Source organism: Listeria floridensis FSL S10-1187, from assembly GCF_000525875.1.
GTDB classification, from domain to species: domain Bacteria; phylum Bacillota; class Bacilli; order Lactobacillales; family Listeriaceae; genus Listeria; species Listeria floridensis.
Genome location: NZ_AODF01000017.1, coordinates 1 through 21,432, shown reverse-complemented (window position 1 = coordinate 21,432; position 21,432 = coordinate 1). Strand labels below are relative to the sequence as shown.

At 39.5% G+C, this 21,432-nt stretch carries 16 protein-coding genes and 9 pseudogenes; 9 read left to right on the top strand and 16 right to left on the bottom strand.

Features of this window, described 5'->3' with window-relative positions:
• Both dltC and dltD read left to right on the top strand, forming a co-directional pair.
• On the top strand, positions 1-196 hold a 196-nt coding region (gene dltC, locus MFLO_RS07830; RefSeq protein WP_036097386.1), incomplete at its 5' end, for a D-alanine--poly(phosphoribitol) ligase subunit DltC.
• Positions 196-1,541: pseudogene (gene dltD, locus MFLO_RS07825) on the top strand (D-alanyl-lipoteichoic acid biosynthesis protein DltD). The gene dltC and the pseudogene dltD, both read left to right, overlap by 1 nt.
• A gap of 43 nt (positions 1,542-1,584) precedes the next feature.
• On the opposite strand, the pseudogene fabI reads toward dltD, so the two are convergent.
• The 4 genes and pseudogenes from fabI to yjbM form a co-directional block, all read right to left on the bottom strand.
• A pseudogene (gene fabI, locus MFLO_RS07820) lies at positions 1,585-2,374 on the bottom strand (enoyl-ACP reductase FabI).
• Positions 2,375-2,438: 64 nt separating this feature from the next.
• The gene (locus MFLO_RS07815) at positions 2,439-3,338 is read right to left on the bottom strand and encodes an RluA family pseudouridine synthase (RefSeq protein WP_036097385.1); all 900 of its coding nucleotides are present in this window, start codon (positions 3,336-3,338) and stop codon (positions 2,439-2,441) included.
• Positions 3,339-3,347: 9 nt separating this feature from the next.
• Complete coding sequence (locus MFLO_RS07810) at positions 3,348-4,142, bottom strand: NAD kinase (protein ID WP_036097384.1); 795 nt, start codon at positions 4,140-4,142, stop codon at positions 3,348-3,350.
• A 24-nt stretch (positions 4,143-4,166) separates the two neighbouring features.
• Positions 4,167-4,829, bottom strand: a complete 663-nt coding sequence (yjbM, locus tag MFLO_RS07805) for a GTP diphosphokinase (protein ID WP_036097383.1) — start codon at positions 4,827-4,829, stop codon at positions 4,167-4,169.
• Between the two features lie 156 nt (positions 4,830-4,985).
• Between yjbM and MFLO_RS07800 the strand changes: the two are divergent.
• Positions 4,986-5,571: pseudogene (locus MFLO_RS07800) on the top strand (CYTH domain-containing protein).
• A gap of 221 nt (positions 5,572-5,792) precedes the next feature.
• The gene (gene yjbH / locus MFLO_RS07795) at positions 5,793-6,605 is read left to right on the top strand and encodes a protease adaptor protein YjbH (RefSeq protein WP_036097387.1); all 813 of its coding nucleotides are present in this window, start codon (positions 5,793-5,795) and stop codon (positions 6,603-6,605) included.
• A gap of 107 nt (positions 6,606-6,712) precedes the next feature.
• Here yjbH and MFLO_RS07790 read toward each other — a convergent pair whose 3' ends face one another.
• From MFLO_RS07790 to MFLO_RS07780, 3 genes and pseudogenes are all read right to left on the bottom strand, one after another.
• Entirely contained in the window at positions 6,713-7,939 is a 1,227-nt protein-coding gene (locus MFLO_RS07790) for a peptidase U32 family protein (RefSeq protein ID WP_036097382.1), read from the bottom strand.
• Between the two features lie 13 nt (positions 7,940-7,952).
• Complete coding sequence (locus tag MFLO_RS07785; RefSeq protein ID WP_036097381.1) at positions 7,953-8,861, bottom strand: peptidase U32 family protein; 909 nt, start codon at positions 8,859-8,861, stop codon at positions 7,953-7,955.
• A 128-nt stretch (positions 8,862-8,989) separates the two neighbouring features.
• A pseudogene (locus tag MFLO_RS07780) lies at positions 8,990-10,052 on the bottom strand (glycosyltransferase family 4 protein).
• Positions 10,053-10,277: 225 nt separating this feature from the next.
• On the opposite strand from MFLO_RS07780, the gene MFLO_RS07775 reads away from it, so the two are divergent.
• Complete coding sequence (locus MFLO_RS07775) at positions 10,278-11,219, top strand: LCP family glycopolymer transferase (protein WP_036097380.1); 942 nt, start codon at positions 10,278-10,280, stop codon at positions 11,217-11,219.
• A 79-nt stretch (positions 11,220-11,298) separates the two neighbouring features.
• On the opposite strand, the gene MFLO_RS07770 is transcribed toward MFLO_RS07775, so the two are convergent.
• The 3 genes from MFLO_RS07770 to nagA are packed head-to-tail and all read right to left on the bottom strand — an operon-like array spanning position 11,299 to position 13,894.
• Positions 11,299-12,021 (bottom strand): GntR family transcriptional regulator, encoded by a 723-nt coding sequence (locus MFLO_RS07770; RefSeq protein ID WP_036097379.1) that lies wholly within the window; start codon positions 12,019-12,021, stop codon positions 11,299-11,301.
• A 16-nt stretch (positions 12,022-12,037) separates the two neighbouring features.
• On the bottom strand, positions 12,038-12,742 hold the full coding sequence (locus MFLO_RS07765; protein ID WP_036097378.1) for a glucosamine-6-phosphate deaminase: 705 nt from the start codon (positions 12,740-12,742) through the stop codon (positions 12,038-12,040).
• A gap of 18 nt (positions 12,743-12,760) precedes the next feature.
• A complete protein-coding gene (nagA, locus tag MFLO_RS07760) occupies positions 12,761-13,894 on the bottom strand; it encodes an N-acetylglucosamine-6-phosphate deacetylase (RefSeq protein WP_036097377.1) in 1,134 nt (377 codons plus the stop codon).
• Between the two features lie 224 nt (positions 13,895-14,118).
• On the opposite strand from nagA, the gene MFLO_RS07755 reads away from it, so the two are divergent.
• Entirely contained in the window at positions 14,119-14,547 is a 429-nt protein-coding gene (locus MFLO_RS07755; RefSeq protein ID WP_036097376.1) for a DUF3995 domain-containing protein, read from the top strand.
• 382 nt (positions 14,548-14,929) lie between these two features.
• Here MFLO_RS07755 and MFLO_RS07750 read toward each other — a convergent pair.
• The 4 genes and pseudogenes from MFLO_RS07750 to MFLO_RS07735 form a co-directional block, all read right to left on the bottom strand.
• Positions 14,930-15,793: pseudogene (locus MFLO_RS07750) on the bottom strand (PspA/IM30 family protein).
• 18 nt (positions 15,794-15,811) lie between these two features.
• Positions 15,812-16,130 (bottom strand): annotated as a pseudogene (locus MFLO_RS16980) (lmo0954 family membrane protein).
• Between the two features lie 153 nt (positions 16,131-16,283).
• Positions 16,284-16,535: a hypothetical protein gene (locus MFLO_RS07740; protein WP_036097375.1), complete on the bottom strand. Its 252-nt coding sequence runs from the start codon at positions 16,533-16,535 to the stop codon at positions 16,284-16,286.
• 91 nt (positions 16,536-16,626) lie between these two features.
• A complete protein-coding gene (locus tag MFLO_RS07735; RefSeq protein WP_036097374.1) occupies positions 16,627-17,088 on the bottom strand; it encodes a DUF4064 domain-containing protein in 462 nt (153 codons plus the stop codon).
• A 136-nt stretch (positions 17,089-17,224) separates the two neighbouring features.
• Between MFLO_RS07735 and MFLO_RS07730 the strand changes: the two are divergent.
• Together MFLO_RS07730 and MFLO_RS07725 are read left to right on the top strand one after the other, a co-directional pair.
• Positions 17,225-18,050: pseudogene (locus MFLO_RS07730) on the top strand (alpha/beta hydrolase).
• 13 nt (positions 18,051-18,063) lie between these two features.
• Positions 18,064-18,937, top strand: a pseudogene (locus MFLO_RS07725) (alpha/beta hydrolase).
• A 49-nt stretch (positions 18,938-18,986) separates the two neighbouring features.
• Here MFLO_RS07725 and MFLO_RS07720 read toward each other — a convergent pair.
• Both MFLO_RS07720 and MFLO_RS07715 read right to left on the bottom strand, forming a co-directional pair.
• Positions 18,987-19,436: a GNAT family N-acetyltransferase gene (locus MFLO_RS07720; RefSeq protein ID WP_036097373.1), complete on the bottom strand. Its 450-nt coding sequence runs from the start codon at positions 19,434-19,436 to the stop codon at positions 18,987-18,989.
• A pseudogene (locus tag MFLO_RS07715) lies at positions 19,417-20,482 on the bottom strand (AI-2E family transporter). The gene MFLO_RS07720 and the pseudogene MFLO_RS07715 overlap by 20 nt, the downstream one beginning before the upstream one ends.
• Before the next feature lie 146 nt (positions 20,483-20,628).
• Here MFLO_RS07715 and MFLO_RS07710 point away from each other — a divergent pair.
• Positions 20,629-21,312, top strand: a complete 684-nt coding sequence (locus MFLO_RS07710; RefSeq protein WP_036097372.1) for a FadR/GntR family transcriptional regulator — start codon at positions 20,629-20,631, stop codon at positions 21,310-21,312.
• Positions 21,313-21,432 lie beyond the last annotated feature (120 nt).

Sequence of the window (21,432 nt, the reverse complement as noted above, 5' to 3'; positions counted from 1 at the left end):
AGAATCAGAAGAAGTAAAAAGAAAACACAAAACGTTCGACTTATTCGACGAAGGATTGCTTGATTCGATGGCAAGTGTTCAATTGCTTGTGGAAATCGAGAGCAACTTGGATATCACCGTTCCAGTATCCGAGTTTGATCGCGACGAATGGGCTACTCCTGAAATGATCATCACTCAACTTGAGGCCTTAAAGTAATGAAAAAAAAGCTTTGGATGATCTTTGGGCCGATTCTTGTGGCCGGCTTCATCTTTTTATTCATCTTATTTGGACCGAGCGCCATTTTCGGAGGAGTTTCAAACCGCGCAGTTGAAGACGGAGCATCTTCCATGAACCCAGCGGTGGTTGGTGGTGTTGCCATTCAGCGAGCCGCGCTTGAATCAGGTCAATATGTTCCTTTTTTCGGCTCCTCTGAACTTTCGCGGGTGGATCAATTTCATCCAAGTGTCTTTGCTAAAAAGTACAAAGCTGGTTACACGCCTTTTCTAATCGGACGACCTGGAACGCAATCGCTTTATCATTATCTCGACATCAACATGCTGAAAGATCAGTTAAAAAAATAAAAAAAGTAGTCTTTATCTTATCTCCGCAGTGGTTCCAGCCAAAAGGAATTGACAACAATCATTTCGGTGCTACTTTCTCTCCTATTCAAGCCTATGAATTTGCACTTCAGGATGAAAAAGAAACGTCGGAGCGTCGCTATGCTGCTCGTAGGCTGCTTAGTTTCAAAGTTGTAAAAAATGATTCAACACTTACAAACTTGCTTGAAAACATTGCAACAATTGGCCCAAATAAGCCACATGATCCATTTTTAACGCAACAAGCAGGTAAGATTCAATATAAAATTTTAACACGTAAAGACGAGCTTCAATCCAAGTTTGTATTAGGTTCTAAACAAGAAAAAATTGATAAAAATCTGAAAAAGCTTCCTGAACAGCCAGATTTTACTAAACTTGACGAACTTGCCAAAGAAACCGGCGAAAAACAAGCGGGAAATAATGTTTTCCGTGTCAAAGATCGTTACTTTAATAAAAAAATCAAACCGATTGAGGGAACTTTAAAAGATAGCCGCAAAAACTTAAGTTATGCTGAATCACCTGAATATGATGATCTTCAACTTGTGATGGATGCCTTCAAGAAAGCGGGTGCAGATGTTTTGTTTGTCAATCCGCCGATCAATCATGAGTGGACGAACTTCATCGGAATGAATCAAAGCGAGCTTCATAAATATTATGAAAAAACAGAGGCTCAAGTGAAACGTAACGGCTTTAAATACCTTTCTCTCGAAGAATATTCCGACAGTCCGTATTTCTTAGAAGATCCCATTCACTTAAGCTGGCGCGGTTGGGTACAAATTGATAAAGCATTAACTCATTTCATGAAAGAACCGGTTCCGACAAGTTATCCTAAAACTGACCACAAATACTATTTCAAAAAGGAACCCCTTCAAAAGAAATTAAAGCAAGAACTAAAAAGAAAAAAAATTAATCTACAAAAAAAAGCAGCCGAATCAACTTATCGGCTGCTTTTTTATGCCTATTAAGAAAGCCGAGAACTGTAGCAGTTCTCGGCTTCAAAGCATTTAATTAAAATCCAATAATATGATAGCCGTTATCGACATGGATCATTTCACCAGTAATACCGCGTGATAAAGGACTGAATAGGAATAGAGCAGTATCTCCGACTTCATCAGGATCAGTCGAACGCTTAAGCGGAGCTTTTTCTTCAACAATCGCAAGCGATTTTGTGAAGCTGCTTACACCGCGTGCAGATAAAGTACGAATGGGACCAGCAGAAATTGCGTTTACACGAACACCCGATTTCCCAAGATCCATTGCCATATACTTCACGGTAGCATCTAATGAAGCTTTGGCAACACCCATGATATTATAATTTTCAACTACGCGCTCGCCACCAAGGTAAGTCAGCGTAAGCAAGCTTGCATCTTCCGTGAGCATATCAAGATGTTTCAACGTGCGAGCTACAGCTGTGAATGAATACGAGCTAATTTCATGCGCTTGAAGGAAGCTTTCACGATCCACTTCCAAATAGTCGCCAGTTAAAAATTCTTTATTAGCAAAGGCGATGCAGTGAGCTAATCCGCTGATTGCTCCCTTTTCTGTTTTAATCGTTTCAAACGCTTTTACGATCGCTTCTTCATTTGATACATCACACTGAACAACAAGTGCATCTTGATTGTTTTCTTTAAGCGATGTTTTTAGTTCATCAATGCTTTTTTTTAGCACGATCATCCGCATATGTAAATACGAGGTCAGCGCCTGCTTCATTGAGTGATTTTGCGATTGACCATGCGATACTTCTTTTATTTGCGACCCCCATCACAACATAGGTCTTTCCTGCTAATGTTAAATTCATTCTTCTTCCTCCTATTTTTCGGATTGCCTTCTCTCATTTTACACGACGGCTCCGTTTTTTGAAACTATTTCTCGATACTTTTTGTTAGAATGGCTGCGAGATCAGTTGAAAGTGGGATGTTAAATTCCAAATACTCCTCCGTGAATGGATGAACTAAATGGAGATGATAGGAGTGCAGTGCCTGCCTCCCTATTTTGTCGAGCGTTCCACCGTACATATCGTCACCAAGAAGCGGATGCCCGATATGTGAAAAATGAACGCGGATTTGATGCGTCCTTCCCGTTTCAAGCTCGATTTCAAGATGATCAAAGTCTTGATAGCTTGCGAGGCGATTGTAGTTGGTTTTGGCATATCTGCCGTCTTCTGTCACAATCCGCTCCATGATACTCAGATCTTTTTTTCGACCGATCGGCGCTTCAATGCTACCTGAGGGCTGATCAAGGTTTCCTGTGACAAGCGCCTGATAGCGCCGCTTTAGAAGACCATTTTGTAGTGTTGCGCTCAGTCTTGCATGGGAAAAGCGGTTTTTAGCAACAAGCATAAGTCCGGATGTGTCTCGGTCAAGCCGTGTTACGATATGAATCGCGGCTTTTAAGCCTTTCGTTTCATAGTAGCCCTTCAAATGATTCGCAACGGAACCACTTGGATGGAATTGAGCCGGAATCGACGCCATTCCAGGTGGTTTATTTAGTACAAGTATGAAGTCGTCTTCGTAAATAATATTGAGTGTTCCGTGTTCCGCTATGAGTTTGGCGTTTTCTTTCTCTGGGGGAAAAGTCAACCGCACAACATCATTCGGCTGCATGTGATATAAGACATTCTCTTCGGTACCATTTACTTCTATTTTGCCGCCTTCACTATACTTTACAGACGCGAGCAGCTGCTTTGAAATATGTCTATGTCGAAGAAAAGTTCGAAGCAAAATTCCTACCTCGTCTTCTTCTGTTTTCCATTCTAAAAACACAGTGTCCTCCTAATCTTCAATAAAGGAATCATGGACTCGTTTCCAAAAGGGAAACGAGCGGAAGCGCGCAAATTTGATTTCTTGTTCTGAAATTTCATAGATGATCTCACGCACATCACGATGCAAAACGCTGAGATGGTCAACCGAAATTTGAAAATCTCTGTCATCGACCGGTTTTAAGCTTACTTTATGATGTTTTGGAAAAATCAGCGGGCTGCTGATTGTCCGGTAAACACGGTTATTGATCGAAGCCATTTCCGTTAGCTGCATCGATTTGATCGACGGATGTATGAGCGCACCGCCTAGCGATTTATTATAAGCTGTTGTCCCACTTGGTGTCGACATGCAAAGCCCATCACCGCGAAATCGTTCAAATTGCGTGCCATTAATAATGACATCGACCACAAACGGTCCACCGGAGCTTTGTATAGTTGATTCATTAAGCGCTAAATATTCGGTTTCTTTTTTCCCAGATGAATAGCAGACCGTCGTTTTAAGAAGCGGATACTTCACCGTGTCGTATTTCTCTTCTGCAATCCGCTTCACAAGCTTCTCTGCTTCATTTGGGCGCCAATCGGCATAAAAGCCAAGGTGTCCGGTATGAATCCCAACAAAAGCCGTGTCGCTAAGCTTGTCTTCATATTCATGAAAGGCTGCAAGTAATGTTCCGTCCCCGCCGATTGAAATCACGATTTCAGGATTTTCTGCGTCGTATTCGAGTCCATATGAACCAAATTCTGCAATCATAGACAATCTCAGCAAGTCCGATTTTTCATCCCCCTTAGATGTGATGACATATTTCACTTCACATTCTCCTTTTGTATCTCGTTATTTTTTTGGCAGTTCTCCGTGGTGAAGCGGTTTGCTTTTTTGTGCAACTTTATTTTTCGAAAAGAATACTTGCGCTTCTTGAATTTCTTCTCGAATTTGGCTCATTTCTTCATCTAATTGAAAGGCTGCTTCGGCGGCGCGTTTCAGCCTTTTATTGATTGCTTCTGGAAACTCGCCTTGATATTTATAGTTGAGCGAATGTTCAATTGTCGCCCAAAAATTCATCGCCAAAGTACGAATTTGTATTTCCAAAAGAATTTTTTCTTCACCGTGAATTGTTTCAACTGGATATTCAATGACCACATGATACGAACGGTATCCACTTGGTTTTTTATTGGCAATGTAGTCACGCTCTTCAACTATTCGAAAATCTTTGCGCTGCCTGAGCAAATGAACGACGGGCTCGATATCATCAACAAACTGGCACATCATCCGAAGCCCGGCAATATCTTGCATCTGTTCTGCTAAATGATCGAGTGGAATGTTTTTTTGATTGGCTTTATCTAAAATGCTTGCGATCGGCTTTACACGTCCGGTCACAAATTCAATTGGCGAATGGTCGTTCTCAAGCTGAAACTGTCCCCGCATCCCCTTTAGTTTCACTTTAAGTTCTTCCACCGCTTGTTTATACGGGGCTAAAAAATCTTCCCAGGATTTCAAAAAACTCACCTCAAACGATTTAGTTCATAATTCTACCTCATTCATTTTAACATATTTCACCTCAGTTCGGCAGTTATCACTTTCTTCGTATTTTTTTATTTTTTTCGTGCTACTATTTAATTATCAAGTTTTATTTAAAATTTTGGAGGTGATCCCTTGAAAGAACTGGAAATTGAATTCCGCAATTTGCTGACCAAAGAGGAATATAACCAGCTGGTTGAACAGTTTCATTTAAAAGAAGAAGATTTTTTTGAACAAACAAACTATTATTTTGATACTCCCGATTTTTTACTAAGAGATCATAATAGCGCTCTTCGAATTCGAAAACGCGCAGATTATTTCGAGCTGACCTTAAAAACACCAGAAGGTGACGGCTTGCTTGAAACCACTCAATTGCTTGGTGCCGATCAAGCAGAAGCCATTTTTCAAGGTGCAAACATTCCAACTGGTCAAGTACGCGAAATGCTGCAAACAATTGGAATCAATCATACTGACTTAAAATTATTTGGATCACTTTCAACGATTCGTGCTGAAAAAGACTATCAAGACGGTTTGCTTGTATTTGATAAGAACCTTTATGGTAACATTGTAGATTATGACCTCGAATATGAAGTGAAAAAATTTCGAAGCGGGACAAGTCATTTTCTCGAAATTATTAAAAAAACTAGCTATTACTGAAAAACCCGCTCCAAATAAAATTGAACGATTTTATGAAAACGTATATAAAAGTTATGATTCCTGATGGAAAATGACGGAAATCCAGATTTTTTGTTAACAAAAAGTCACATTTATGAATTTGAATCGAATTTGCTAGATACAATTATTTGTTAAAATCATGCGACGCTGATAAAATGTATGTAGAACTTAATTGTATTCTTCTTTCATAAATAAACCTTTGGGTTTTTAAGAATACAAAAACAGATGGTAACTTGTTTATCAGAATATAAAAATCAGGTGATTAAAATGATCAATCGAAATCTCTATTATAAATCTGTCGCTAACAGTAAGCCGATTGAGATTTATCTCTTTTTCGATCCTGCCTGCCATGATTGTTTCGAAATGGAAGCGAACATCCGGCGTCTTGAGATGGAATACGGAAACTACTTTAAATTAAAATACATTCTTCATAACAATCTGCAGACATTTATGTGCAAGAAAAAGCGCTCGGCCGAATGGGTGCCAGTAAAAGAGCAACAAGAACAAGCACATTTGTCTTACGTTTCTTGTCTCGCTGTAAAAGCGGCTGAAATGCAAGGGAAAAATCTTGGCATTGCCTTTTTACGAAAGATACAAGAAGCTTATTTTGTTTACGGTGAAGATATCCTAAATGAAACGAACTTGTTCGAAAAGGCAGAGCAAATCGGACTCGATCTCGCTGAATTCAAGAAAGATTTTTCTTCGAATATTGCAAAGCGAGCTTACATTGCAGATCAAAAAGTAGCGCGTGAAATGGAAATTACTGAAAATCCAACCATTGTATTTTTCAACCGAAATGTGGAAGATGCTGGCCTAAAACTCAGCGGACTGCATCGTTATGATGTTTATGTTCATGTTCTTTCAGAGCTTTTAAACCACTTCCCAGAACCGGAAAAACCCGCTATGGAAGATTATATGGCAGAGGTGAAACTTACTTCTGTTCAAGCGATGGCACAGTTTTATGATGTATCTGCCTGTAAAATCGAACGGCAGATGAAAAAATGGCGTTTACAACAAAAGGTGACACCGATCCAACTTAGCGACGGAGAGGTTCTCTGGCAGTACATGCAAACTAAATAAAAAAGCGAAACCGGATTAGTTTCGCTTTTTTATTTTAAACAACTTTTCTTGGTAATATCCCGAAAAAAGAATCCCCCGCTTCGCGGGAGATTCTTTTTTTTTATCTTCTATTTTTTCTTACGCATGAAATAAAACGGTTCAACAGGCTGATCAACTACCATTTTCACCGTCATCATTGCATTTTTGGCACGATCAATTGATTCGCCATCTACATTCCATATTTCACCGACGACTTGCTTAAAGCCGGTATCGCTTGGTCCGTAAAATTCAATTTCGTCCCCGACACCGAAGTTATTGCGTTGCTCGAGCGTTGCAATCTTCGTTTCCGGATCATAATCAAGAACTTGTGCAGCAAAAGCATATTGCGGGATTTTTCTCGTTTTCCCAAACAATTGCTCGTCTTCCGTTGGTTCTTTATAGAAGAAACCAGTTGAGAGTTCACGTTGCGCTACTTTCCACAATTCATCTTCCCAAGCCGGATCAAATTCAAAGTTTTCCGGATCAGCACAATATGCATCCACAACTTTGCGGTAAATACTTGCCACCGTAGAGACATAATGAATCGACTTCATTCGCCCTTCAATTTTCAAGCTGTCAACGCCTGCATCTACCATGTCTGGAATATAACGGATCATTGACAAATCAACTGCACTCATCGAAAAAGGTTCTTCATCTTCATCAACTAAATTGCGTGAAGCCCCGTGGTCAATTTCAAACAAATCATATTTCCAGCGACAGCTTTGCGCACATCCGCCCCGGTTCGCATCACGGTTCGCCATATGATTTGAAAGCGTGCAGCGTCCCGAATAAGAAATACACATCGCACCGTGAATGAAAGCTTCCATTTCCACTTCCGTTTTCGAGCCAATTTCTTGAATCTCCTTCATGCTGACTTCACGCGCCAAAACTACACGCTCTAGGCCACGTTTCCGCCAAAATTCAAGTGTCTTGTAGTTTGTTGCCGAAGCTTGAGTCGAAAGATGCACAGGAAGTCCTGGTGCACTATCGAAACAAATTTGAATCAGTGCTGGATCAGATACAATAACTGCATCAATTCCGATTTCACGAAGCGTCAAGAAAAACTCTCCTGCTCCTTCTGTATCTCCTTCATGCGCAACCATATTCGCTGCCACATAAACCTTTGCACCTCGTTCATGCGCAAATTTAACACCTTCAACCATTTCTTCATAGCTGAAATTCCCAGCACGCGAACGCAGCCCGAAAGCTTGTCCGCCAATATAAACAGCGTCCGCTCCGTAGCGAATCGCAATCTTAAGCTTCTCTAAATTCCCCGCTGGTGCAAGCACCTCAGGTTTTTTCGTGATTGTTTTCAACTTCATGTCCCCCTTACTTGACCTCATTTGGATCCTTCAAATAAAATCCAGCATCCACCATCCGTGTTTTCGGCGTGAGCTCCGCCAGTCGATTTACAAACGTTTCTGCTACAAAACCATCCGCCAAAAGTGCGTCTCTTGCTTCCACAAAAAGCTTGGCGATTTCGACAAAATCTGCGCCGTGCATTAAAATGCCATCAAGCTTCCATGTATTTAAGCCGGCCGCATAAAGTTCTGCTAAATAAGGCATCAAGCTGATGTCTTCCGAACTGAAAATATGTGTTCCATTTTCATCTTCATAGATTGGCAGCATGCTTTCTGGATCATTCGGTTCGCGTAAATAAAGGCCGCGTTCCTTGCTTGCATCCTCTTTTAGTTCGACAATATTGTAGTAGTTCGTAACAAGCTTCCGCTTTGATTGGTGAATACACGTTGGTCCGTAAACAAGCATCTCAACAGGAACAGACAATTTTTGACTGATTTCACTAACCTCAGGGCGCGTAAGCTCCCGTGCAAGAACTGCACCAACTGCACCTTGCTTCACCCAAAAATCAATTTGTTCTGCGCTTGTTACAAATGTTTGTGCATCATACACATAAGGCAGATCAAGTTCGAGTTCTTCAAGCGTTAAAATAACCCCGGGATCTCCGCAGGCAATCTTATCCACTTTCATTTCCGATAGCGCCTGTAAAAACTCAGGCAAGTCTTCCAAATGCTCATTGTGCATCAAGCCGTTTACCGGTACCATGATTTCTTTTTCATAAGAATGAGCTAATTTTGTAAGTTCCTCTAGTTCGGAAAGACTAAAAGAAGTTGGCAATCTGAGACCAAAACGGCTGTTTCCAGCATAAAGCGTATCAATCCCAGCGCGAAGCAAATTTTCAGCTTGCAGTGCAGATTCTGCTGTCGCAATAATTTCCATAGATTTTTTCCCCATTTCTCCTTTAGACTTACTTGAATAATGTATCACAAGTCAAGCCTCGCTTCAATAACCCTTAGACAAAAAAGTTCCGGCTGGAGATTACTCCAGCCGGAACTCGTCTTGAAAATCTATTTCTTCTCCTCTTCATCTGAAGATTCAATTCTAAGCAATTTCATGATCGGTCTATAATTTTGTCCAATCAACCCTAGCGACTCTATCAGTACTTCCACGAGCACAATCAAAATTGCCATGAGAAGTACAGAACCCCACACCGTTGACATTGTAAAAATAAATGAAAAAAGTGAAAAAAGTGCAGAAATCGCATAAATTAAAATAACCGTCTGCCGATGTGTGAATCCAAGGCTCATCAACTGATGATGAATGTGTGATTTATCGGCCATAGCAATCGGCTGTTTCGTCACAATCCGACGAATAATGGCAATAATCGTATCCGCAATCGGAACTCCTAAAATTAAAATCGGCACAATCAGCGAAATAAACGTAACGTTCTTAAAGCCCATCACGGATAGCACAGCTATCGAGAATCCTAAAAAAAAGCGCCCCAGTATCGCCCATAAAAATCTTCGCTGGGTTAAAATTAAACGGCAAAAATCCGAGTGTTGCCGCAATCAAAATAGCTGAAATCATAATAACAACCGGATCTGACATAATAAATGCCATGCCTAGAATCGTAAGCAGCGCAATCGTAGACACTCCAGCCGCAAGTCCATCCAGTCCGTCAATCAAATTAACCGCATTCGTAATCGCAACAATCCAAAGAATCGTAAGTGGAATACTAAACATCCCGAAATGTAATTCTCCACCAAACGGTAGGTTAATAAACTCAATCGTAAGACCGCCCCAAAAAACAATAATAAAGGCAGCTGCAATTTGACCAAGTAATTTATAACGTGCTTTAATTTCAAATAAATCATCAATAAATCCCGTAAGCATCATGACCGTTCCAGAGAAGAAAATCGGCCAAACAATTGCTTTATCAATTGGAAGTAAGAAAAGCCCAACCGTAAAACTGATATAAATCGCAAGCCCGCCAAGGCTCGGTATAGGTTTCACGTTGACCCGTCTTTTATCCGGCTTGTCTGTTACATCAAAGTAAAGTGCTGTTTTCCGTACAAGCGGCGTCAGCACAAGCGATGCAAGAAGACAGATCAGCAAAGTCGCATAGATCAAAAGGAAGCCCTCCTTTTCTATCTGTATCTCTATTCAATATCTAATTATTACTTTTTTTTAATCCTAAAAACAACGAAAATCCTATTTCTTATTCTTTCCTTAAGATTTTCTATCCGTAAAACACAATTCTAAAGAATTTGTGTCTAATTTTTTAACGTTTTTTATATTTTGCTGACGAATGCTTGAAATTAGTATAGAATGAATGTAACTGATAAATAGGAAAGGATGAAAAAGGTGCGAACTGACAAGAGAAGAAAAAAGAAACGGAAAGGTTTAAAGATATTCTTGATCGTATTGCTCGTTCTCGTACTAGCTTTGATCGGTTATCTTGGCTATGCTTATTGGAAAACCAGCTCAACATTTGACAAAATTCACACGCCAATCAGCGGAAAAGCAAACTCTTCTGTTTCTCTCGATAAAAAACAACCATTTTCTGTCTTGATTCTCGGGGTAGATGAACGCGAAGGCGACAAAGGACGTTCAGATACACTGATTGCAGCGACTGTAAACGGAAAAACGAATAAAATTCAAATGCTTAGTATCCCGCGTGATACGAAAACACTCATTCCAGGATATGATTCCAATCCGCATAAAATTAATGCTGCTTATACTTACGGCGGTGTAAAAATGGCGGATGCGACTACAACTCAATTTTTAAATGGCATTCCATTCAACTACTACATCAAGATTAACATGGACGGCTTCAAAGATCTTGTTGATGCTGTCGGCGGTGTTGAAGTAACTAATGACAAAGACGGACTAAAACTTGGTAGCAAAACTTTTGAAAAAGGTAAAATCAGCTTGAATGGTACAGATGCACTCGCGTATGTTCGAATTCGGAAAACAGATGCTGAAGGCGATTTCGGTCGGCAAAAACGTCAACAGCAAGTAATGTCTGCGATTGCTGAAAAAGCACTTAGCACAGGGCTAATTTGGCGCTTTGATGGCATTCTTAATGCAATTGGAGATAACATTCAAACAGACTTCACAATGACAGATATCACTCGAATTGCAAGAAATTACCGAGGAGCTCTCGGCAATGTTGAGAACCTCCAAGTAACCGGTGAAGGCAGCCGTGTTTCTGGCGGTCCATGGTACTATGTCGTTTCTGACAAAGAGCGTGCGCGACTTCATGATGAACTCGCTAAGAATTTAGAATTAAACTAGCAAAAACGCCAAAGTAGTAAATCTACTTTGGCGTTTTTTTTATGCCCTATAAAAAAGCTCTCATCAAAAGATGAAAGCTCTATTGTTTGATTCGTGCAACGAACTGAAAGCGGCTCCCGACATACTGAGAACGCGTAAATTCAAATGGTCGACCATCGTCAAGCGAGGTAATTTGGCGAAGCTTCATCACTGGGGAACCTAATTTCACATCAAGAAATGGTGCTACTTTTTCAGAAACAAGCGCTGCTTCCATGATTTGTTCAGCTTCTCCAATTTGTCTTCCAAGCTTCGTCTCAATTGCTTTATAAAGTGAATCCATAATATCTTCTTTCGTTAAAAGCGAGGCAATTTGTTCAGGGATAGCAGCAACCTCAAAAAGAATCGGAACATGATCACCATAACGAATTCGTTCGATTTTCATCACGTTGCTGTTTTCTTTTAAATTAAGTGCTTCCTGCTCTTGAATACTTGCAGGGCGAATACCGTAAGAAACGATTCGCGTCGAAGGTGTCTTTCCTTCTTGCAGCATCAAATTTGTAAAACTTGTTACGGCTTCAAGACGCTCCGTTAGTTTCTTCTCAGCAATAAATGTCCCTGCTCCTACTCGTCTTTGCAAAATATTATCATCCACAAGCCCTTGAATCGCTTGCCGTACAGTCATTCGACTTACATGAAACATTTCAGCAAGCTGTCTTTCTGCAGGAATTGATGTTCCGACTTGCCAGACTCCTGCTTCGATTTTCTGCTTGATTTCAGCCTGAATTTGCATGTAGATTGGAATTCCTGATTTTTTATCGATCATTTTTCAGCCCTCATTTTTATAGAAGTGAAGCGGCCTCGTTATCCACAATAATAGTCACGTTCGGGTGATTTTGAAGAGCAGATGCTGGGCAAGCTACATCAACTGGTCCGTTAACTGTTGCTTTGATAGCTTCTGCTTTACTCTTTCCGAATGCAAACAAAATAATTTCTTTTGCATTCATGATTGACTTAATCCCCATTGAATAAGCATGTGTTGGCACATCTTCTTCTTTTTCAAAATAAATTTTATTTGCTTCACGTGTCGATTCTGTCAAAACTACTTTGTGTGTCAAAGAATCAAAAGCAGTTCCCGGTTCATTGAAACCAATATGCCCATTTGTACCGATTCCAAGGATTTGGATATCCACTGGATGAGCTTTCAAGATGTCTTCATAGCGTGCACATTCTGCTTCTGCATCTTCAGCTAGTCCATCTGGGAGGAAACTTTCTTTAAACTGTTTTTTCGAGAATAACAGATCATTCATATAGTAATGATAACTGTTTGGGTCGTCTGCTGCAAGACCTACATATTCATCCAAGTTCACTGTTGTTATACCACTAGTATCTACATCACTTTTAATAAATTCAGCATACAGCGTTTCAGGCGTGCTCCCTGTCGCTAAGCCAAGTGTTTTTACTTCTCCATTTTTAATCGCTGTTTCAATGATTTTAAGTCCTTCAAGTGATCCAGCTAATTTGTCTTCTACTTTGATAAGTTGCATGTTTTTCTTCCTCTCGTTTCACACGTATTTTTCGCCGTAAGAATATGTGGCAGTAATTTGTAAATCTTGGTCAAAAACATTAAAGTCTGCATCTTTTCCTGCTTCAAGACTTCCTTTTGAAGAAAGACCGAATTCAGTTGCTTGGTTAACGGAACTCATCAAGACAGCTTCTTCAATTGTACATCCAGTAAACTCGATCATATTGCGGAAAGCATCATCATACGTAAGCACACTTCCAGCAAGCGTTCCGTCTTCAAGACGAGCTTGTTTGTCTTTTACGATAACGGTTTGACCACCAAGTTCAGATTTTCCTTCTGGCATACCTTTTGCACGCATTGAATCGGTAATTAGCGAGATTCCGTGTGCGCCCTTCATCTTATAAGCCAGTTTAACCATATCGCGGTTAACATGGATGCCATCAACAATCAGTTCAGCTTGAATACCATCTTCAAGAAGAACATGACCTGGTACACCTGGTTCACGATGCGTCATTCGGTGACAAGCATTGTATAGGTGAGTCGCATGAGTTGCCTTGCTTGTTTTCAGATGTTCGCGCACATCATTTGAGTGTCCAATACTCGGCACAACACCCAGTTCATAACAAAGGTTTTCAAAAGCCGGCGAAGTTTCGTGCTCTGGTGCATAAGTCACCAGTTTAATAATACCCCCAGAAATATCAAACCATTTTTTGAAAAGTTCTAAATCTGGTGCCATAATATATTCCTCAGGCTGAGCGCCTTTAAATACCGTCGAAACGAATGGACCTTCCAAGTGAATACCGCCAATAACCGGTTCTTCTTTTGCTACTTCCCCGATTACTTTCAGTGCATTTTCAATATTCTTTGGTGATTGTGTCATCGTCGTTGGGAAATAAGTTGTGATACCTTCTTTAAGCATCCCACGTACTTGCTTTTTAAGTGCTTCAGGATCAGCGTCCATGGCATCATGGCCGTATCCGCCATGTGAATGGACATCGATAAATCCAGGAACAATTTTTTGTCCCTTCGCATCAATGACCTCTTCTCCTGCCTGCGCTTCGAAGTTCACCATCTGACCTACTTCTTTAATTTGCTTATCAAAACGAATATAAGCATTCTCTAGTACGAGTTTACCAGTATAAATTGTCGCATTTGTCACTACTTTTAACGTCATGACCACAAGCCTCCTAATTCCTAATCGGTCTATACCAATTATTATACCTGATTTTCACAAAAAAGCAACTTATCTTTACCTCTTTACCCAAAGTTTTTTGGTTTAATCGAATATCTAAACTTTTAGAGCAAGTTAACGTATAATAAAATTAGTCATCAATTTTTAGTAACCAAGATGTTAGGTTTTATGGGATAGTCGCATGAAAATACACAGGAGGAAAAACTATGACCATCATCTTTTTTTGGCTCCCACTGTCAATTATCATTCTGATCGCTATACTCCATCTTTATTGGGGATTCGGTGGCACATATATGATTCGAAATGTATTACCTGAATATCAATCAGAAATGAAACCACAACTTTTTAATCGTAGCCCTGGGCTTATTGTGTGTTTATTCGTAACAATTTTACTTTTTGGACTTGCTTTTATGATGACTGTGGAACAGTTTCATCCCGGTCATTTTCTAGTTCGTTTTGGGCTTCACTTAGCTGTCATCCTCCTCTTTCTGCGTCTCATCGGTGATTTCAATGCAATTGGATTGTTTAAGCGTGAACGGCATACACGTTTTGCTAAATTTGATAACTTGATTTATATGCCGATCTGTCTTTTTCTTGCAGTAAGTATTTTATTTGAACTCTATATAAAAGCCTAACAACCACCATCGACGAAAAGGAAGTGATAAATTGGTTTTTCTTTCCCTAATTTTAGATTTTCTGGCTTTTTTATGTTATTTGTTTCTTGATACTTCTCGTAATCATTTGTTTTACTGGTTTGGTGCAATTTTTCAAGTTTTGATGACCATTATTTTAGTATTTTTCTGCTTTTCCTATAACGGAAAACGAAGAACTAGGCATCATTCAGCTGAAGGTTATCGCTACCTAACGATTCCCTATGGGATTATTATTTTTTCTTGCTTTTATTAACGCGGCGATTTGCTTCCTTTATATCCTACATGTTACGGGCATCAACCAATCTATTTTATTTCAATAAAAAAGCATCGCCGCATGAACATTATACGGCGATGCTTTTTAGTCTTATTGATTATCTTGTTTTTCCTCTTCCTTTTTATCCAGTTCAGGAATTAAACTTTCTGATTCATCTTCATCCTTAGTTGAATCTTTGCTATTCTTCTTCGATTCTTTTTCAAGATCTTCTAATAACTCATCCATTGATGCTTGATCTTTCTTTTTGAAATTTTGCTTTTCACGTTCAATGATTTCATCTACCATTGAAGTGAAATCTTGGGTCTTACCTTTTATGATTTCCTTGCTTTTTGCCGTTTTCTTTTCCAGTTCATCCATCAATTCATCGAAAGACTGTGAAAGTTCTTGTGCCATATCAGCTTTTTTATTTGCTTCCTCAGCTAGATCGCGTTGTTTTTGTGCTTCATGATAGTCAGAAACACTGCCCCAACTCATGTCATGAATGACTTTATCCATCTTTTGCGAAGTTTCCTCAGCATTTTTTTTCTGCCATTTCAGCAAGATGCTGTGTCTTCAAGTTTTTCCATTTCAAACGCATTTCATGCATTTGTAGCTCCAATTCTTCAAGTCGAGCAGCCGCTTGATCGTAATGACCTTTCGTTGTCTCAAGCTGTGCTTCATATTGATCTACTTCTTTTTCTGCAAACTCAGCTAATTTTGTTTCGCCTGCTTCCTCAGCAATTTCCACTTGGCGACGACGTTTTTCCACGTAGGTTTCCATTTCTTTGTATTCTTTGTAGAAAAGCGATTTTAGTTCACGTTGTTTTTCAACCATTCGTTCTGCGTCTTTGATCTCTGCCTTTGTTTTATCCATGTAGTAGCTTACAGAGTTACGTTTTCTTTTCATTTCTTTCATCTATTTTTTTTCGTTATGTCTTTATTCCATCCTTTTAATTTATCAAATAAGTTTGCCATAATAGTTTCCTCCAATAATTATTTATTATATGGGTAATCAAATGTATCGTTATTTCGATAGTTCTTCGTTTTTTTATTCTTCGTCAAAAAATATAAAATTGCTGCAACGACAAGGACGACAATTGCACCTTTCAAATTAGAGAGAATCATGAGGGCGCCAAGTACGATTAATACACTATATAGGATTTTTTTCCCCGACTGATTTTGATTCGAGCAGTTTTTTAAAAGAATAAAAACCAATCACAGCACCGATTGTCGCCAGAATGGCCGGCCACAGTAAAACAAAAATCGAAATGCCTAGAACGACAACGAGAAGTGCAATTATGAAGCCTTTCATATGTTTTCCTCCTTCTGTAACTATACCTTATGATACCTCAAAAAAAAAAAGCTTGTAACAAACTATAGAAGGAAGTTAATGTAAGTCTTGAGGCGGATGTCTCACAATCAAAAAAAGACTTCGCATTTTTTATCGCGCAAGTCTTTTTTCGAATTATTGATCTGCCTGTTTTTCGTTTTCATACCAAACCGTTGTCATTGCACCTTCTGATACCATGTTTTCCGCTGCTAACTCTGACTCTTCATCTGCTGTTTCTTCAAACTGATATTTATTTTTAATTTCAGATACGGAGCGGAACGGGTCAGCCCCAAGATGTGAACGTTTCTTCAGAAGGAAGACGACGGGAAGCAGAATTGTTAGGGTGAACAGGGCGAAAAGAAACCCCAATCCGGACTTTTCTTTCACAAAAATCTCCTCCTCTTTCTTCTTTCATTATTTCCCTTTAAGAAAAAGAGCTAAACAAAAAAAAGACACCTGACATGTCTTTTTAAGTCTTTTAGAAATCTGCAAAACCATCGTTTTTCGGTTTGCGTACCCAACACATAATCGCTGCGATAAGAAACAGCAATGCTGGAATAAAGCCGACTAGGAATGTTGCCGCTGTGACACAAATACCAGCGAACAAAAATAGAAATCCTGCAAGTACAGGTTTTTTGTTCCCAATAATGAAGACAAGTCCTAAAACTGCTAAAATGAACATTGCGATAAGTGCAACCACAAAAAATGTGCTAAAATTACTCAATGTATCAATTACTTTCGAAGCAGCTGGTGCATCACTCAGGTTCACTCCTGCTTCACGCACCGTCCGTTCATAGCTTGAAACAAATGAATCATAACCGGCTTTTGTTTTTGTAGCGTTAACGAAACTGAATGCCACATACGTCAGTCCGCCTTGTAAAATAAAAGCCAAAACAAGCCCAATTACACTTAAAACGACTTCCCCTGTTCGTTTAATCAAAGAAACTTCCTCCTATCTCGTTTTTTTCAGTATACTATTATTTTACATTAGATGCCAATTCTTTCTTAGAAAAAGATGCAGTCTTTTGTAAATAAGGGTATAATTTAGAAAGTATGTTTGGAAAGGATTGACACGCATGTTTAAGCGGATTTTGTTCGTAGGAATTATACCAATATTATGTATTATCGTAGCTTTATTTTCACTTTCTCAATTTAATAGTTCTTATGAAAATGTAAAAAATGAATCAATCCCTTCAATTTTTATTCATGGTTATAATGGAACAGACAGATCTCTTCATGGAATGATTCGACGCTTCGATCAAAAATATCATTTTGGAACGGATACCCTTGTCATTCGCGTCAGTCGCTCCGGTGAAATTTCAACATCTGGAAGTTATGATAAAATAGCCAAAAATCCGCTAATTAATGTAGTCTTTGAAAATAATAGCGCCACCATCACTCAACAAGCATTATGGACAAAAAAAAGTTATGATCTATTTAAAAGAGCACTATCAGATCATGGAGTTCAACGCCATTGGTCACTCAATGGGCGGAGGAGCTTTTATCGCTTATCTTGCTGCCTATGAAAAAAACCAAAGCTACCCGCAAGTGAATAAAATTGTGTTTCTTGGTGTCCCGTTCTATCCAGAAGAATATATTAATGGTGAAGATACGGTGGAACTCAAAAACGCGAATATTGTCCATATGAAATTCGCTAAAAAAATGGCGGAAGTTTTGCCGAAAGATATTGAAATCATGATTATCGGGGGAGATCTTAACGATGGGAGTAAAAGTGATGGTGCGGTCAGCTTGAAAAGTGTTTTATATGGTGAGAAGTTGTTTACGAAACAGCCGCTTAAAGTTCACATCATCAAAGGAAGTGAAGCGACACATACCAACCTCCATGAACTTCCACAAATTGACCGTTATGTAGCTGACTTTCTCTGGAAAAACTCGAAGTAAAGGAATGTGAGAAATGAAAAAAAAGATATTCTTTTTCATCGGATTGCTGGTTTTCATTGCCGGCTTTGGCTTTATCTACCAAACCGTAACCGAGCATAATGCAAAAGAAGAGGAAAAACGTGTACTCGCACTTAAAGAAAAAGAAAACAAACAGAAAAAAAAACGCTGAGATCGTTCCGCCAACTATCTTTGTTCATGGTTATGCCGGAACAAAAAATTCACTTGGAAAAATGATGTCACGCTTTCGTGAAGCAGATGGTGCAACAAAAACACTTGTTATTACTGTAAAAAGTGATGGAACTTTAGATATTTCCGGCAGATTCAGCAAATTCAGCCGCAAGCCGATGATCCAAGTATTGTTTGAAGATAATAAGAGCAGCATGCAAAATCAAACGGAATGGCTTAAAACTGTTGCAAAAACATTGAAACGAGAATATCATATTTCCAAAATATACGCTGTTGGCCACTCGATGGGCGGCGTCAGCTTAACAAACTATCTGGAGCAAGCCGGGAGTGATAAAAGTTACCCGCAAGTTGAAAAACTAGTGTTAATCGGAGCACCTCTTAATGGGCTTGCAATCGGCGACAGTGCTTATGAACTAGCAGACAACGGACCAAAAACTGAATCAGAACGCTATGAAAATTTATTCAAAGAGCGGGCTAAAATTTCAAAAGCAGTGAAAGTTTACACGATTGCTGGAGATTTGAAAGACGGAACAAAAAGTGACGGCAGTGTTCCACTTGCAAGTGCCTTATCTGCCAAATTTATCTTTGACGGAGTTTCAAGCTATAAAGACAAAGTTTTTACTGGTAAAACAGCCGGACATAGCGACTTGCATGAAAACACTGCTGTCGATCAAGTCATTGCTGAATTTTTATGGGAATAAGTTAAAAAAGACTGATCTGCCAAGTGGCCGATCAGTCTTTTTATTCACCTTATAAATCTATTTGCAAACGTATCATATCGCGGCATTCTAAGCCATTTTCAAAAATAGGTTCCTCATAATGCTTTCTGAAAAAATCTGGCTCCACATGGGTGATTCTGAAACCACATCGCTGATAAAGAGCTAACTGCATGATGGACGAGTTGCCTGTTCCGATCTCTAGCGTTCTGCTCCCAGATTTCCCTGCACGCATTTTGGCATCTAGAATCATCTGCTTGGCATAGCCCTTTCCCCGCTGCCTCTCTTCTACCGCAATATTCACAATTTCACTCGTTTCTGGGCGAGTTTGTAGCAAAATATAGACACCAATGCGTTCCCCGGCTTCTGTTTGAAGTTGGAAGACTTCGCCACGCTCTGCATAATCTGTAACCAAATCGCGATTTGGATCTGCTTCAAGCAATAAATCAAACGGATAATCTGCTTTAATTTGTCGAATCTCCATGTTTCTTTTTCTTCCTTCCTCCAAAAAAGTTCTTACGTGGAATGTCATTTGTACTGCGCACATCGAGTACATCAAGCAGGAAAACAAAAATCGGTATCCCGACGATTAGTCCCCAAACCCCGAAAAACTGCTCGGAAAAAAATTAAAACAATAAACGTATAAAAGACTGGTAAATCGGTTTTTGAAGACATCAACTTCGGGTTGAGCACATAAGTTTCAAGTGCATGTACGATCACAATTGTCAGTAAGACGTAGAAAACATCCGTGAAACCACCAATCGAATAAGCAATAATCACGAGCGGCACACACGAAATAATTACGCCGGCAACAGGAATCATTCCAAGAATAAAGACCATGATTGACAGACTTAAAAGTTGCGGAAAATGCATCAAATAAAGCGCAAAAGTCGTAATCAAGGTATTAACAAGCGCGATCAAAAGCTGTGCTTCAAGCACGACACCGAAAGTCGAAACAAACTTGCGACCAAAGTAAGCAATATCGCGGGCAATAAAACCAATTTTGCTTGTAAAGAATTGAGCAGAAAAATGTTTAACCCGTTCTTTTTCTAATGAGAAGAAGAGGCTTAAAATGAGGGCTAGGAAAAAGGATAGACCGATTGAGCCGATTCCTGATAGTGAGGCAATTAAAAATTCAACGCCTGACTGTAAATACTTTTCGATATTGGATTGCTTCAGCCACTCGACAATCCAAACCACAATTTGATTATCTCCCGGATGGTTATACATATTGACGAGCAAATTCACAAGCTCAGAAATTTGATTAATCAAAATCGGCAAATAATGCACAATTGCGATGTACAAGAAAGCTGCTACAAGCAAGTACAAAACGATGACAATCAATTTTCGCGGTACTCGAACACGTTTTAAGATTACATTTTCTAATCGAGTGACCAAAAAAGCAAAAATAAACGTTAAAATGACTAAGTTGATCATGCTACGTATAAAATATAAGACCACACCAAGAAGTACAAACACGAGCAAGCGACGCAGCGTATCTTTTTTAAGAAGTTGATTCAACCACTCCATTTTTCCACCTCCCTTTCTTTAACATTCTCTATTCTATCATACGAGAGGCTTTTCCCGCACTTTTTTGCCGCCCTACTTTACTTTTTATTTCGCATTACGATAAAATTGAACCAATCATCCTACCTTTTAATGAAAGGAGTTTTTTTATGTCTGCAAAACTTGAACGAAAGTCCCTTGTGGAACAAGCATATGATGCCTTACTTGAGAAAATCAAAACCGAAGTTTGGCCTGTTGGTTCAAAAATTCCATCTGAGAAAATTTTGATGACGGAGCTTGGGATCAGTCGCAATACACTTCGCGAAGCTGTTCGTGCATTGTCACATGTTGGTTTGCTTGATATCAAACAAGGCGCCGGAACGGTTGTGACGGCAAATGATGAACTGAGTGCTATCCTGCAGCGTCGCATCAGCGAGTCTACGTTCCGCGATACCTTTGAAGTCCGTCATGCACTTGAAACAGAAATCGCCGTTCTTGCTTGTAAGCGGCGAACGGAAGCTGATCTCAAAAACTGCTATGAATTATCGGATCGCTGTATCGAAGCAGCAAAAGAAAACGATATCGAGCAGTTTGTTGCCTATGATTCCGCGCTTCACGAAGCTATTGCAAAGGCTTCCCACAATAAACTTTTGGTCGATCTTTACGCACGCTTGTTTGAAGAAATTGAGCTTTCGATATACAGCACAACAAAGCTCGAAAAGGACCGTTCATGCGGACATAAAACACTGATCGACGCCATTCAAAATCGGGATGCTCGTCTTGCCAAGAAGGAAGTCAGTGCCTACATCACGACGTACAAAACAAGATTAAAGATAGAGGAGTCATACAATTGAAAGACCAAACAAATTTACGAACACCTGAGTTTGAGGGAGCCAGGGAAAAACAGTTTTTTTCTCATTTTCGGGATCATTCTTGTCGCAATTAATTTGCGTATGCCAATTACATCCGTCAGT

What these genes read in the sequence shown, in the direction of transcription:
- yjbH (WP_036097387.1), top strand. Translation starts at nt 5,793, where the DNA reads ATGATCAATCGAAATCTCTATTATAAATCTGTCGCTAACAGTAAGCCG.
- MFLO_RS07785 (WP_036097381.1), bottom strand. Translation starts at nt 8,861, where the DNA reads ATGGAAATTATTGCGACAGCAGAATCTGCACTGCAAGCTGAAAATTTG.
- MFLO_RS07775 (WP_036097380.1), top strand. Translation starts at nt 10,278, where the DNA reads ATGAAAAAGGTGCGAACTGACAAGAGAAGAAAAAAGAAACGGAAAGGT.
- MFLO_RS07770 (WP_036097379.1), bottom strand. Translation starts at nt 12,021, where the DNA reads ATGATCGATAAAAAATCAGGAATTCCAATCTACATGCAAATTCAGGCT.
- MFLO_RS07765 (WP_036097378.1), bottom strand. Translation starts at nt 12,742, where the DNA reads ATGCAACTTATCAAAGTAGAAGACAAATTAGCTGGATCACTTGAAGGA.
- nagA (WP_036097377.1), bottom strand. Translation starts at nt 13,894, where the DNA reads ATGACGTTAAAAGTAGTGACAAATGCGACAATTTATACTGGTAAACTC.
- MFLO_RS07755 (WP_036097376.1), top strand. Translation starts at nt 14,119, where the DNA reads ATGACCATCATCTTTTTTTGGCTCCCACTGTCAATTATCATTCTGATC.
- MFLO_RS07720 (WP_036097373.1), bottom strand. Translation starts at nt 19,436, where the DNA reads ATGGAGATTCGACAAATTAAAGCAGATTATCCGTTTGATTTATTGCTT.
- MFLO_RS07710 (WP_036097372.1), top strand. Translation starts at nt 20,629, where the DNA reads ATGTCTGCAAAACTTGAACGAAAGTCCCTTGTGGAACAAGCATATGAT.